We start from the raw sequence: 14262 nt of genomic DNA, 5'->3' as shown, positions 1-14262 counted from the left end.
GCCTGCCAACGACACTCGATGTTTGCGCCATTTCCTTCTTCGAAATCTAGGGGGGCCCGAAAAATAATATGTTGGTTGAGCGGCCAATCATCGCGTGGCCCTCGCGGGCCAACAGGTGAACAGACATGATGGAAATAGGAATAAGTAGCATGGTCGGCACGGCAACGCCGATGAAGCTTGAGGTGGAACCGCACTACACGATGATGAAGGTGCGCGAGATGGTCGGTCAAGGGCAAGCAATCGACCCCAACGCGATCAGCCTCGTGCGCCATGGGAAGGAAATCCCCCTCAACAAGACCGTGCAGGAACTCGGCATCTCAGCGGGCGAAGTGCTCAAGTGCATGCCCGCCAACCCGATTGGGGGCGCGTCCCCCAATTTTTTTCTCACCAGCATGACAAGGAATCGCATCGCCAATGAAGCGAGGCGCATCCAACAGGCCGGAATCCCCCTCCGCCCCATAACACCGCTGCTCTGGCGCGGCACGATGCGCGGCAAGGGCAAGTGGCGCCAACAAACGTTCGACTTGATGATCGAACTCCCGCCGAGCTACCCCGCAACACCCCCCATCCCCCGTTTCTTCACCAAGCCAAAACCGCGCCACCCCAACATCTCGGAGAGCGGTTACGTCTGCCTCAACCATCTCCTCACCGCCTGGACCCCCATGAACAACATCCCGAGCGTCTGGGACGAAATCGAATGGCTCCTGGAGTTCCCCGACTACAAGTCCGGGTACGTTCCCAACGAGTACGTCGAGGGTTACATCCGCCGGAACCGCGCCGTCGAACCGCTCGCCTCCGAAGTCGTCGAGATGCCCACACTCGACCCGCTCACTCTCGCCCGCAAACTCCTCTACGGAGAGGGGGCATGATGCGGGCGAAAGCGCCCCAGACCTCCACGGTCGTCATCCACCCTCGCGTACTGGCCACACTCACCTACTGGCAAGCCGTCGCGACGGGCAGAGAAACGGGAGGACTGCTAATCGGAAGAGCCACCGGCTCAAAACTCTACGTGGAACACGCGACCCGATCTCGCAGAAACGGTGAAGCTACGACGATCCAACTGGACGCGAACGACTACGAGAGAGCGAGGCGACTCTGCCGCAAGAAGCAGTCAACCGTCGGATGGTGGCACGGACACCCGACCTTCGGCGTCTTCCTCAGCGGACTGGATGTCCGCCACACGCACCAAGGACAGCAGCTCTTCGCGGATTTTGTGGCCGTGGTGGTCGACCCGTTCACGAAGGACGGCGTCGGACTCGGATGCTTCCGCGTGGAACACGGAAAGGGCATGATCCTGCCGCACCGGATAGGAGCGAGAAAGTAATGCGCCACGAACGACAAACGCTAATCGAAGGATGGAACCAGTACGCGGTCCGCGCCCTTCGAGTGGCGATAATCGGATGCGGCGCCCTCGGTTCCCAACTTGCCGCGGCGCTCGCGCGTCTCGGGGTTGGTGAGCTCACCCTCATCGACCCCGACACGCTCGAAGAACACAACCTTGAAAACCAACTCTACGACCATTCCGACATCGGAAAACCCAAGGTAATTGCGCTCGCCGAACGCCTCCGGAAAATCGACCCGTCAATCAACATCAAGACCTTTATCGGCAGGCTTGAGAACGTCACGGCCGACCTGAAAGGAACCATACTCTGCAGCGGTGTCGACAACATAGCCACCCGCCACTATGCCAACTTCCTCGGCGTAACGACGGGAAACATCCTCGTGGACGCCGGCATCAACCGGTTCCAGGGGACGGTAACGACGGTGCGACCGGGAAACGGCGCATGCCTCGCGTGCCACCCCATCCTTCCCGTAGCGCCAAAAAAGGCCTCTTGCTCGCAAGACCCGATTCCCTCCACCTACGTGACGGCGGCCGTCGTCGCCAACGTACAGGCCATCCAAATCGTCAAGGTCGCCCATGGAAGCGGCGTCAAAGGGCATGTCTTCATTGACCTCCAGAGGGGCCAGTTCTACACCAACAACCTTGAGAAGAATCCCGAGTGTGAAATATGCAGCGGGGCGCCATAGTCGCCGCAGTCGTGTATATCGCCAAGACGATCATCAACCTCCTTACTGTCGTCCTTCTGGTTCTTGGAGCTACGGTAGTACGGGCCCGGCACACATGGCTCTACACTGCCCTTCTCCTCGCCTCGCTGGTCCTTCCCTTCGTGGGCGTACTACTCCTCAGCTCGCTCCTAGTCTGGATCCTCAACAGGGAACACCTGCAGCCGACGGGGGCGACGCCTTGACGGACGTGGACGACCCCACGAAAATCGTCATCTTCGTTCTCGTGGCACTGATCGTGCTCTTCATCGCCGCCTTCATGCTCAAGATGGAGGACCTCTGGATGTCTACCGGAGGGGCCATCCTTGTCGTAATCGTGGTAATCAAATTGCTCGTAGGCGTCGTCCTCGCCTATCACGCGGAGTATGCGTGGCGGACGGAGTGGAGGCGACCACGTGGCTGACTACTCGAAGCACGTACAACTCCTCACAATCTTCCTCATCCTCATCTTGACCTACTTCATCTTCGCCTTCACCTTCAACATTGAGAACCTCTGGCGAAGCCTCATCATAGTCATCGCAGTCATCATCCTCGTCATCACTGTCCTTGCGAGGTTTGGTGGAAACCTTGGCGGAACAGATTAACCTCCTCGCGTACGCGCCGAGGGATGGACGCCACCGGGTACCATGGATACCCGCCGACTGGCTACTCACCATTGACCTCGACGGCGTCCCACGCGTCTACCTCGACGCGTGGCGCCAAGGACTATTCGGACGGGAACGAAACGGACGCATCCTTCAACGCGCGCGCGAGGTCCTCTCGGCCGACTATGTTGTGCATTCAAAGCCCGGCTCCCCGCCTCCGGCCCGACTTCGCTACGCGTATTCGTGCGTCTACGCGAACGATCGCCTACCCGAGGCGTGTATGACCCTACTTCAATTGGGAGTGCGGGCGAGAATGCGCTTGCTCGTCCAAGACCGGGGCCGAGTGACGAGCTTCGCCGTGGCCACCGAGCGACCCGCAATCCACGTCGTCCGGCAGTTCTTTCGAGAAACAGAAGAGATAGGCGTCGAGGCTTTCGAAGGGTTGGCCAGTGGCCGGGCGCTTCGGCCACGGATCCTGACGCGGTTCTCGCTTCCACTATTTCCCGACCTGCCGGTCGCCGACAGCGCGTCTTCAATTGGGGAAGTGTCGGGGCCACCGCTGGATGCGGCGATCCGCCTCGGCGATATCCTGAGCCCGATCAATGGAAAACCACTTGGACCAGCATTCGTCACGCTTCAAGCGCTAAATCAGCACGCGCTTGTGGCTGGAACGACGGGCGCTGGAAAAACGAACACCGTCTTCCGACTAATTCAGGAGGCCCAGCCCCACGTCAAGGGCGTCCTCGTCTTCGACGTGAAGAAAGAATACCGCTCGTTACACGCGACGAGTGGGGCAAGAGTCCTGGGATTCTCGGGTCGGAACCTTTTGACGCACAACTTGTTGAAACCCGTGGGCGCGCCCGCCCAGTGGGTGAAGGAGTTCAGCAGCATCTTCAGCGAAGTCATCAACAGGTACGTCCCAGCCGTGGGGAGCAAAGACATCGTCGCCGAGACGTTGGACAAACTCTATCAGGAACGCGGCATCTACGATGGCAGCGTCAACTACCCACACATGGGCGACTTGATTGAAGCATTGGAGAAGCGGCCCACGATGGGTCGCGAGGCTGGGTGGAGCTCGTCGGCCCTGCGCGTTCTCCGGTCACTCATGATTGGGTCGACGCGGCAAGCGTTCTGCGTACGAGAGGGAATCGCACTCGAAACGCTAATCGAAGGCGTAACCATCGTCGAACTCGACGGCCTTGGGGACCATGCCGGCGCTGCCCTACTCGTGAGCGTCCTACTCCAAAAGATTCGACACAAACTCGAACGGGGACCGACCGACGCGCTCCGGCACTTGATCGTCTTCGAAGAAGCCCAACATCTCCTCGCCATGGGTCAAGAATCCACGTCCGTCCTCACGACGACATGTCGAGAGATACGCTACCTCGGCGTCGGGCTCGTCTTCGTGACCCAGTTGCCGAGCGAGTTGAGCAAGCACGCCCTCGCCAACGTCAACACCTTCATCATCCACCGCCTGGTCCGACCCCAGGACGTGAATCTGGCCAACACCCTCCTCCGGCAAAATGACGGGGCGGAGGGATTGGTGACAGGCCTTCGGACCGGGCAAGCCCTCGTCCGAACCGATGGCCTGAACCTCGCCCAAATCCCCGAGGTCGCGCGGTCAGTGGTTAGGGACGACGCCCTGTCCCAAGGGGTCCCAAACCCATCCCAACGACACCTGAACTACGCGGAACGGGCAGAACTGGAGAAACGCCTATCACGCCTCACGGGGCGCGATTGGGCCGTATTCAACGCGATAGCCGAATCCAAGGCAATCAACCCTAGGGCCATCCGGATGCTTCTCAAGCGAAGCCAGAACGCCGCAGGAGCGAGCCTTACGAGACTCATCGGACTCGGACTCGTAGCCTACGCGAAAGCCCATACGGGCCAAGGAAGGCCGCCAAGCATCTATTACCTGCGACCGTGGGGCGTGGAAGCCTACACGATGCGAAACGGGCGAGCGCCGGATCGAATACACCGCGCCAAAGGAGACCACAAGGCGATGGTGGATGAAGTAACGAGGCTGCTCGGGATCGAGAGGGTGCCAGATCCAAGGTTTGACATTCTGTACTTGGAAGACGGACGCGAAAAGGCCATAGAAGTGGAAACTGGAAGCAACCGCGACGAACAAGTCCTAGAGAATCTCCGCAAGTCCCTCGAACTCCAGGCCGAGGCGAGGTTCGTGGTCGCCGACGACGTGACGATGAACAGGGTCCTTCAAGCCGGAGCCAGCCACTTCGCACAGTCCGGAGAGCCCACGACGATACAGGTGGCCATATTCGTCGAGACGCGCGCGGGAGCGTGGCTCGCCTACCGGTTTGAGACAGGGAAACCCGACACTACGTGAGAAGGCAAAGAGGTCTCAAAGCCAAGTCCATGAGAACATTGGGGGTGATGGGGAAAGCCATAATGCTACGCATTGCCTTCGGCCAGCAGTGACCGAACAGCTCACCAGGCCGTTGCCACATGAACTCACCTGGGAGGGATTGGCGGACCACGCTAGCACCATGACGGGTTTGACGAAGTACCAACGGGAAGCCGCACGACGCGCATTTGATGACTTTGACAAACTTTTCGGAAACGACATCTGGAAGATCCGTCATCCCCTGCGTGACTTCGTCACGAACCTCGCACCGTGGACACGAATCGTTCTCGCCCAACTCGCAGAAGACCTCCGCGTCATCCAGGATGCGCCGCGGTTCCACACGGTCACAAAACGTCTTCGAACCCCCGAAAAGTGGCAGGAGGGATGGGATGTAAGCCAGATTGCCGCGCGCCTCGTTGCCAAGGGCTTCAAAATCGAATTTGACCCACCGGTCGTCATCAACGGAGGACCAAGAGTACCGGATCTCGTCATAACCAACCAAGAAACCAACGACCAAATCCACGTAGAACTCGCGGCATTGGGAGCAAGCATAGCGGAGAAGCGCGCATATGCCGCCTTCGACGAATTGATCCGCCTCGTTGGGGGAAAACCCGGAATTGAATTCGCCGGACGCATGCTTCGAACGCCATCCAAACCTTTGCTCCAAGAATTGGTTCGACGAACACAAAAGGCGGTTGCGACTGCGACAAAAACCGGTAGAACCGAAATCGTGAACGTTCCCGATGTTCTCCAACTTGGTGTCGCGCCACGCAGTGACTCCCAATTCCTTCAGGATTGGAAGGAGGACAATAAGCTCCAGGGGTTTTCAGGCCCTCCGACCACGCCGGACACGACAAGACGAGTTAAGACGAAAATTCGAAACGAACAAGGACAGCTCCCGACGAACACGCCCGGAGCAATCGTCATAAGCGTCCCATTCAACTTCTTCCCGTGGGACGACGAAATGGGAGAACGGGCCACAAACCTTCGAGAACTCGGCGAAGCGGTGGCCGAATACCCCCACGTCCTATCCGTGATCCTCCGAAACGAAATCCTAGATTTCTCCCCCGAGAACAAGTTCCTCCACGTCGAAGGCCAAAACTACGCCCGACGCGCAACCAGGCCCCCATACTCGGAAGAGATCATGGTACTCACGAACCAATACTGCAAATTACCATTGGCCCCCGCGACGATGACAGCTTGGTCCAGAACGTTCCTAGGATGAGACGCGGCGCCTTGCCCTTTGCTGCACCCTAGATTACCATGCCCATACAACCCTTGTAGGACCGCGGAATCGCAAACCACCTGACATGGAAGGAGGCTAGTTTCCGCCCATCCGGTCATCCCGGTAACCAACCCAGACGCTCGTGATCGACGATCATGGTTTTGAGGGGCGTTATTGGAACTTGGCGTCGTTGTCCACGCGGCTTCCCGTAACACCGCGAAACCTGGGTGCCTTGACAGCAACGATGTCTTTTGCGATGCCCGATCCGTAGACATCCCCTCGACTCTACATGAAGCATCGCCTTCATGAGGTGGATTCGGACAATCCAGGTACGGCGACCCTCGCCCTTAAATCCTTAGGACGTTAGTAGGGACCCATGAAGGAGCTAACGACTGCGCCGATTGATGAGGGCTCCAGTCTTACCCCACCCAGTAGGTTCCCTGACACCTTCTGGATAATCCCCATCGTCACGTCTCTCAAGGACGTTTCGACGTTCAAGAAGTTTCTGGCCCATCACAACCGAAGGCCTGACGAATGCTTCGTCGGATACCGCGACGTCGCCCGCCGTATGATGGGCCGCTATCTCTCGAGTTTTACGCATGACGATTTCTTGGGCTTGCAACAAGACTGGAAAACCCACCGCGCATTCTTTGTGGGCCTCGACCCCGAAAAGATGCCGCCCACGTGTGAAAAAGCTATTGCATACAAGAATCTGCATCGAATCTTCACGCGCATCGCGTCAAGCAAGAACTATGCCGACCTTGAGGAGGCCCTTGGAGAGATTGAGAAGATTTTCACCGGGCCGTTGCGAAAAGTCCTCTACGCGTGCGGCGCAATCGACCGGACGAAGGCCCCAAACGTGACCCTCGAAGATCTGACCAACTATTCGGCACGGTTCTGGGTGTGGGACATCGGACACGACCTCCACAGGTTCGAGGCAGCAATGACGGACTCCCCCACACGCCTGAGACAACACCCGAAGACCGAAAAAACGATCCTTATTGGATATGCGGCCGGATGCGGGTACCTTTGGTCAACGCTACTGGGCGATACGAACGCGCCAATCGTCAAGGCCACGCTTGACGCGACCTCTTGGGAAAAGTTCGACTCACTCAACGCTCGGGTTCGCTCAGAATGCGTCGACCGGATGGACCGAGAAGTCGGTTGGGATCCTATTCTGTCTGATGTCTTTCTCGTGCAAGCAGCGGCGGCCAAAGCCTTGTTTCCGGATCTGCTGAGACCCAGCGGCTCGCCTCAATTAACCTTACACGACAAGATTCGGGAGGCCATGATTTGGCATCAATTCGAAGTGATTGACTCTGGACATCACAAGATCTTCTCGGGTGCGTCCTCCGTCGTATCGCTCCTCATAGGTGAGATCGTTGTCAAGCGTGGGAACGACAACCCGGACAAAGTCGAGATACTTCGGTTCCATCATGCAGACGACGGTTGGTACAGCTTCGGCGTACTCCTCGAACGCCGAACCTCGATCAGCGACTACTCTGGCTGGCTCATATTCACTAAGGTGGGAAGTCCGGCCAGTGGCTTCGCCAACTCCGAACTCCAGGAAGTGGAACACGCCTTGACTCGGTATGCCCACGACGTGAACGTCACAACAAGCAACGTGACGCTCGAAGACCTAACGGGTTTCTTCAAGGCCGAATGGACGAGGAAATACGGAAACCGCGGCCGGATGCGAGAAGAATTGGCCCCCACGGATTATGTTCGCGTTCGCGTTCGAGAACTCGAATCGCAGGCCTCAGAACTTCTCGGCGTCTTCCTCGAACTTGCGGCAAAGTTGTATTTCGAACAGATTGGGTTTGGCGAGGTCCACGTTTCCTATGATGAGGCGACTGTTCTAGGGACTCCAATGGAGATCGATATCGTTGCCATCAACGAATCGACAAAGGAGGCGCTAGTCGCCGAATGCACGCTCTCGCCCACCGCACACGGCGACAAATCTGTCGCCGAAGAGGTTGCGCGCAAAGCGACGGCCATGCGGGAACCCCTCTCAGCACGAGGGGTAGAACGGATCCGCATGGCCGTCGTCACGACCCGTCACGGGCTGGCGAAACTCCGCGATCGAGACAGATTCCTTGCCGAACTGCGTACGAAAAAGATTGATCTCCTGACACTGGAACAGGACATCCTCCCCCGCCTCCCATCAAGATTCGGCCGCCTAGCTGCTGTGCGCGAACTACGACGCGCCGGCGAAATCGTCGAAGACGGAAGGCGTTCGACGCAACTCGTCCTCATTGGCAAAGGTGACGACCCTCTCATGTGACAGGCGCCTGGCTCCGCACCCAAGATTTTGGAACAATCTCAATGGAATGTGAAGGCTTCTAGGAGCGCGGCGATGCCCCTAGCCGCGCCAAAAAGGCCATGTCTGTGAAGGACTTTGTGGAATCATGGTTACGACTGGTACGGAGGACGACGAATTCGCCATCTCGTATCCCTGGCGCGAACTGACTCATCTCAAGACACGCGATGGTCGCAAACTTGGCCTCATTTCCGACCAGGAGATGAAGCGCCTCTTTGCCGAGATGCATGAACAAGCCGACGCAGTCGCGCTCTTCAACCGCCTCCGCACTGATTCAAGGGCAAGACGATTGTTATGGGTCCCGCGCGGCCTCTTCCTGCCCATCCAAGGGATGCCACTTGGTGCGATCTATTTCGAAACCGACCCGACCGTCAGCGCCCAACCGCTGAAGACCGAGATGGAACGAGCCCAGGCCAGGCTGGAAGCAAACACGAGAACCGTTCTGAAACGGTCTATTCCAAGCCTAACCGAGCTCTTTAGCGGACTGACGAGACGTCTCAAAGCCCACGCCGACAGCCAACGCGGCAAGATAGACGCCGTGAACGAGGAGGAATTCCAAGCAAAGGCCGCCAGGCGTTTCATCACCGAACAAGCCTCGGAGATGCTTGAAAAGAACAAGCTCGCCGGATTCATTCACACTGCCCTGAAGCATTCCAACGACCTGGCCCTTCCCATGGCCCTGGACTCCGTAAGCCAGGCCAAAGGCGGAATAGTGGAGGCGGGACGCCTGCAGCAAGAGGCCCTGGAGAAGCAGGCAGGTCTCCCCCGGGCGGAATTCACATCCACATTCGAAAGCCTCGCGACATCGCTGCGGGTCTTCAGGCCAGCGCTCACCGTAGCATGGTGTTCGCGATGTGTCCACCAACCCCACTCGCAATTGATTGTGGGGAGCCACGAGACGCCCACGATCGCGTGTCCGGCCTGTCGGCAGACCATGCACGTCGGTACGTATTACCACGTTTCGGCACCGCTCTCGAACACAATCTTCGCCAAGGACGGCGCCATTGGTACTACAGTCGCTGCCACACTTGCCCGGAGCGAGCACGAATGGGCGACAGGCTGCTACGTGAAAGGCGAACGAAATGACTCGGAAAAAGACCTGCTCTTCCACGACGAAGACGTGCCGGGCTATTCGATCGTGGAAGCGAAAATGTACCAACTCGACACGCCCACCCGGACACAGATATCGAACTTTGAAAAGGACTTGAACGCCCTTTGGGACGCCATCGGCAGGTACGAGAAACTGGACGTCCCGGTTGCTTGCGGCTATCTCATAACGAACCTCCCCACGCCGGTAATAGAAGACGAGACCGAAGCGATACTCGCCGACCTCGACACGAAAGGCGAGGAGAAGTTATCCGTATACAATGCCGACAATTACAGTGACTTTGACCGATTTGTTTGCGGTACCAACGGCGGTTCCTAGGCGCGATTCGGGATCTAAACACAAACGAAGTAGAGAAAATGGCCTCGCCGAGCGCAGGGGCCAGGAGTGGTTCCACCTCGTTACCACATCAAAATAGATCGGATCGCTTGGGACTCGGCATGAACGTCTCCGGCGGGATCATCACCAATCTCGCCACCGGCGCACATTTCGGTCCGAGACAGGGAACCGCAGACTATGTGAGAAGACAAAGAAGTCCCAATCTCCAAGGTTGGGCTCCCGAAGAGACTTCCGCTGCCTTGATGACCGGCTGAACCTATATGGCACGAGCAGCCATGGCCCACAACGTAAAGGTCATTTCGAAGTTTGATTGTCCTCATTGTCACAATAGGACGCGCTATGAGGTTCTGAAGCAACACTCTTTCATCGACACATGGTATGACCATGCCAGCCGACCAGTGGACTTGCCCATTACGCTAATCCTGGTGGCATGCGCGGGCTGCGAAAGGGGATCTCTTTTCTCCGCTATCGGAGACAACTGGGAGGACATGAATCAATTATTTCCCGGACCGAACCAGCTCGCAGAGGATGTTCCGGCAAAGATTCGGGACGCCTACGCGCAAGCAACACGCGTCTCCTCCGTTTCGCAGGCGGCCTACGTGGTGCTCGTTGGACGCGCCTTGGAATTCATGATGCATGACCAAGAAGCTGAGGGCGAAAAGCTCTACCATCAGATCGAGAACCTTGCCAAGCGAGGCACGCTCCCCCCAAGATTCGTCGAGATCGCGCACGCCATCAGAGACATGCGAAACTCCGGTGCCCATGCGGACGACAAGACAATCTCAATGCACGACGCCTGGATACTTGGCGACTTGTTCCGCGCTATGGCAGATTACATCTACGTGGCTCCTAGAAAACTCAAGCGCCTTGAGGCCGCACTCAAGAAACATCGGCATAGGAGGACGGACTCTAGGCGTATTACCAAAACGTAACCGAATCCTCGCGTTCAACCAGACCTTTCGTGCGACCAGAACGCGCGTTTCGAAGAAAGTTCGGGACCAACGACAGGACATCTTCCCCACGACGCCATCCAGAACTCGCCTTCCAAACAGCTAACATATGGATGCCAAGCTTCTCCACCACTTTCGGCTACCCCAAGAGCAAGGAATTGTATCGAACCGCGCGTCCCCTCGTACACGATAGCGTACGCTTCGGCTCGGCTTTTATTCTATTTCGAGAATTTTATGAAACGGATAAGTAGTCGGTGATTTCTCCCTGGCAAGGTGACGGATGACAGAATACAAAACTGGAGAAAAGGCACCCTATTCGGGGATTTACGGTTATGTCAGACACATGAACGGACCTTACGGTTGCAAGCCAACGCCAGACGAGATGCAGATCCCCCTCAGCGTGGGCGAACGCTTCCCACCGCACAAGTCATGCAGCATGGGCGTTATCTGGAGCCTGCTCAGAAGAACATGATGAAAACCTTCAGGCGAACGTTGCGGGAGCTTTTCCCGCCGTCAAAGTTCACACGGAGGGGCTGAAGCAATGGAGGGTTCCGGGGGCGGACGTGATGTGCTTGGAGGCAATTTCGCACCACTGCTTCTATCAGTCATTACGGTAATTGCAACCGCCGCAATGGCAATCTATACTGCCCAACTTACTGACATCAGTCGCGATCTGGCCCATCTGGAAGCAGAAAGGACCACCGTAGACCTTCAAGTTCTCGATGTCCGTATTGTATCACTCGATCCGCCAAAACTGGGCGCGGCTGTCGCCAATAAGGGCCTTCAGGACGTCTCCATCCAATGGACGAGGTTTTCGTTCTTCCTTGACCCTCCCCCAAACGTGACCGTGATGACGTTTCCCCTGCACGAAGCGGCCGACGGCTACACAAGTCGCGTGGTGCCTGGCGCCCAATGGATTTGGGTCGAGCAGGACGTCACGGTTGGAAATCTTAACGTCCTGACAAACAACACGACTCGAGACAAGATCATCGCCATCTCCGTGGAGGTAGCGGCGGTAAGGGGGCAACCCGCGAGCCTACTACTAGAGGGTGAAGACCTCGCATTAGAATTGAGCCGAGCGATTCGCAGTGCGTGACCAGAACTTGGCCAGGCTTTACCCTGACAAGGTCGCCACGACTGAAACCCGGGCGGAGATGCACGAGGTGATCAATCAATCCTAGACAACCGCGAAACCGCCACCTTGATCTGGCTGGGCGTCGGCCTCGTTTTGGTTTTTCGCGACAAGACTCTACGCTCAAGTCTTGGCGACATCATGCGAGCGGTAGCCGCCCCCAAGATGCTGATTCCGCTGCTGATCATGGCCGGCTATGTGACACTTGAGGTCTGGGTCGGTGAACAGTCCCATCTCTGGCAAGGCGATCTCGCCAAGGACACATTCATCTGGTTTTTCACGATGGCTCTGGTGCTCTTTCTCGACTCTCCCACATTTTCGCGAAAACCGCGCCAGATCCGCGACCGAGTAAAGCACCTCATTGGAGTCGCGGTGGTTCTTGAACTTATCATGAACATCTACGTGCTAAGCCTTCTGGAGGAGTTGATCCTCCAACCACTCATCTTCATCCTGGCCCTCGTTTCGATCGTGGGCCAACGTGATCCAAAAACTACAGGGGCAAGAAAGCTTGCTGACATCCTACTCACCCTCATCGTCGTCGGTCTCGTACTTCACACCGGCAACCAGCTATACTCCCATTGGAGGGAACTCGACAGCGAATTCTTGTTCCGACAAGCTGCACTACCAATCTGGCTCACACTCGGGCTGCTACCAGCACTCTACAATATGAACCTCTACGCCGGCTACGACGAAGCATTTATCAAGGTAGATGCTGGAACCGACGACAAGACCGCACGCATCCGAGCAAAGGTCGCCGTAATGGCAGGACTACACATCCGGCCCCGGCGAATCAATGCCTTCTCATGGTATTGGGCAACGCAGCTCGCGAAAGCAGAGTCTTATTCGGCGGCCCGCGAGATTGTGGACCGTTTTCTCGAAAGCGAACAGACGAAGGAAAAAGCACGGCGCGATGAAGAGAATAATCTCCGAAAGTACGCGGGATCCACCGCGGTCGATACGGAAGGCAGACGCCTGGATCGTCGGGAATTCAAGGAAACGCGAAACGCCTTGGAGTGGATTGCAACCTGCCAAGCCGGGTGGTATCGCAATCGCGGCGGCCGGTACCGACCCGAGATCCTTGGTCTCCTGGGGGAGGACTTCGAGCGTTACGGTTTACCAAAAGACCATGGAGTCGCGACGACTGTATCAGAGGACGGCCAGGCATGGTACGCCTGGCGACGGACGATGACAGGATGGTGTTTCGCGGTCGGCGAAACTGGTCCACCTACCTTCGGATGGAGATTCGACGGCCCGGATCCTCCCCGGGGCTTCCCGGGCCAAGACTCCGCCTGGGGATCAGAACCCTTCGCTACCGAGGCCAGTCTCAATTGGTAAGCGTAGCGCGTCGGAAGGCATGCGGAGGACCACCCCCGTCTATTTATTCTAGCTTGCCAAACGACCCTGTGGCGCCTTGCGTCGTGGCCAATGAATTGTCCCCCGTCGCGGTCTTTTTAAAGTCGAGGCGGTCGTGGGGGCGGGTATTGGTTCGAGTTTAAGGAGTAAATCTCCCAAGACTAGGCTGGAGCGTCGGAGGAGATTGGTATGGAGGCAGAATGGTTGAATACTCGTCGAGAGCAGGAGCTCAAGCGCGAATGGGAATCCCCAGATTTCACGAAGGGCCAGAGGGAGACGTTGTTGGGGTTGGATCAGGATTGGCACTTGGCAGGTCAATCAATCGTAACGCGCACGTTCAAAGCCAAGCATGCGCGCCTCTGGGGACGCCACCTGAAGAAACCCTACAAGAAGGCCACCAGGAACGACATCAAGGCCTACCTGAGCGAAATGTCCAACCGTTGCGCGCCCGAAACCGTGGCAGGCGCCAAACGATTCCTGAAGAGTTTCTACAAGGACCTCCTGGCACCCGACGCGCAAACACATCCCCCACTCGTCGCATGGATCAAGACGGGCAACCCCTTGCAATCACACAAACTTCCCAAGGACCTCCTATCGCCCGGCGAGATCAAGAGCCTGGCTGACGCCACGAACCACCCGCGCGACCGCGCCCTAATCATGCTCCTATACGAGAGCGCAGGACGCGTGTAAGCGCCGGCCCAAAAGTGCCCAGAATCGCCATTTGAAAAGTGCCCAGTCCCATATTACGTTTTCCTGTCACCCGGCGCGCCGGGAATCATGATTCCGGCCCGCCTCTTCTGCTTCAATCGGTAGCTGTCTCCCTTG

At 57.4% G+C, this 14262-nt stretch carries 15 protein-coding genes; all 15 read left to right on the top strand.

Annotated features, from left to right (window positions below; translation table 11 throughout):
* Positions 1–170 precede the first annotated feature (170 nt).
* The 15 genes from HY556_03575 (at position 171) to HY556_03505 (ending at position 14127) form a co-directional block, all read left to right on the top strand.
* Complete coding sequence (locus HY556_03575) at positions 171–869, top strand: hypothetical protein (protein ID MBI4392865.1); 699 nt, start codon at positions 171–173, stop codon at positions 867–869.
* Entirely contained in the window at positions 866–1324 is a 459-nt protein-coding gene (locus tag HY556_03570) for a Mov34/MPN/PAD-1 family protein (GenBank protein ID MBI4392864.1), read from the top strand. The genes HY556_03575 and HY556_03570 overlap by 4 nt, the downstream gene beginning before the upstream one ends.
* Entirely contained in the window at positions 1324–2028 is a 705-nt protein-coding gene (locus tag HY556_03565; protein MBI4392863.1) for a ThiF family adenylyltransferase, read from the top strand. Before HY556_03570 ends, HY556_03565 begins: the two co-directional genes overlap by 1 nt.
* On the top strand, positions 2010–2249 hold the full coding sequence (locus HY556_03560; protein MBI4392862.1) for a hypothetical protein: 240 nt from the start codon (positions 2010–2012) through the stop codon (positions 2247–2249). The genes HY556_03565 and HY556_03560 overlap by 19 nt, the downstream gene beginning before the upstream one ends.
* Positions 2246–2467 (top strand): hypothetical protein, encoded by a 222-nt coding sequence (locus HY556_03555; GenBank protein MBI4392861.1) that lies wholly within the window; start codon positions 2246–2248, stop codon positions 2465–2467. The genes HY556_03560 and HY556_03555 overlap by 4 nt, the downstream gene beginning before the upstream one ends.
* Entirely contained in the window at positions 2460–2648 is a 189-nt protein-coding gene (locus tag HY556_03550; protein ID MBI4392860.1) for a hypothetical protein, read from the top strand. Before HY556_03555 ends, HY556_03550 begins: the two co-directional genes overlap by 8 nt.
* Positions 2632–4995 (top strand): ATP-binding protein, encoded by a 2364-nt coding sequence (locus HY556_03545; GenBank protein ID MBI4392859.1) that lies wholly within the window; start codon positions 2632–2634, stop codon positions 4993–4995. Before HY556_03550 ends, HY556_03545 begins: the two co-directional genes overlap by 17 nt.
* Before the next feature lie 88 nt (positions 4996–5083).
* Positions 5084–6238 carry a hypothetical protein gene (locus tag HY556_03540; GenBank protein ID MBI4392858.1) on the top strand — a complete coding sequence of 385 codons (1155 nt, stop codon included), beginning with the start codon at positions 5084–5086 and terminating at the stop codon, positions 6236–6238.
* A 376-nt stretch (positions 6239–6614) separates the two neighbouring features.
* Positions 6615–8522, top strand: a complete 1908-nt coding sequence (locus HY556_03535; GenBank protein MBI4392857.1) for a hypothetical protein — start codon at positions 6615–6617, stop codon at positions 8520–8522.
* 124 nt (positions 8523–8646) lie between these two features.
* A complete protein-coding gene (locus HY556_03530) occupies positions 8647–9984 on the top strand; it encodes a hypothetical protein (GenBank protein ID MBI4392856.1) in 1338 nt (445 codons plus the stop codon).
* Between the two features lie 416 nt (positions 9985–10400).
* Complete coding sequence (locus tag HY556_03525) at positions 10401–10934, top strand: DUF4145 domain-containing protein (protein ID MBI4392855.1); 534 nt, start codon at positions 10401–10403, stop codon at positions 10932–10934.
* A gap of 298 nt (positions 10935–11232) precedes the next feature.
* Positions 11233–11424 carry a YjzC family protein gene (locus HY556_03520; protein MBI4392854.1) on the top strand — a complete coding sequence of 64 codons (192 nt, stop codon included), beginning with the start codon at positions 11233–11235 and terminating at the stop codon, positions 11422–11424.
* A gap of 69 nt (positions 11425–11493) precedes the next feature.
* The gene (locus HY556_03515) at positions 11494–12048 is read left to right on the top strand and encodes a hypothetical protein (protein MBI4392853.1); all 555 of its coding nucleotides are present in this window, start codon (positions 11494–11496) and stop codon (positions 12046–12048) included.
* 105 nt (positions 12049–12153) lie between these two features.
* Positions 12154–13419: a hypothetical protein gene (locus tag HY556_03510; GenBank protein ID MBI4392852.1), complete on the top strand. Its 1266-nt coding sequence runs from the start codon at positions 12154–12156 to the stop codon at positions 13417–13419.
* Positions 13420–13641: 222 nt separating this feature from the next.
* The gene (locus HY556_03505) at positions 13642–14127 is read left to right on the top strand and encodes a phage integrase N-terminal SAM-like domain-containing protein (protein MBI4392851.1); all 486 of its coding nucleotides are present in this window, start codon (positions 13642–13644) and stop codon (positions 14125–14127) included.
* The last annotated feature ends 135 nt before the right edge of the window (positions 14128–14262 follow it).

The sequence above is a fragment of the Euryarchaeota archaeon genome (genome assembly GCA_016207515.1).
Lineage (GTDB): Archaea > Thermoplasmatota > SW-10-69-26 > JACQPN01 > JACQPN01 > JACQPN01.
The sequence above is the reverse complement of the archived record's forward strand: the minus strand, read 5'-3'. Positions and strand labels throughout refer to the sequence as shown.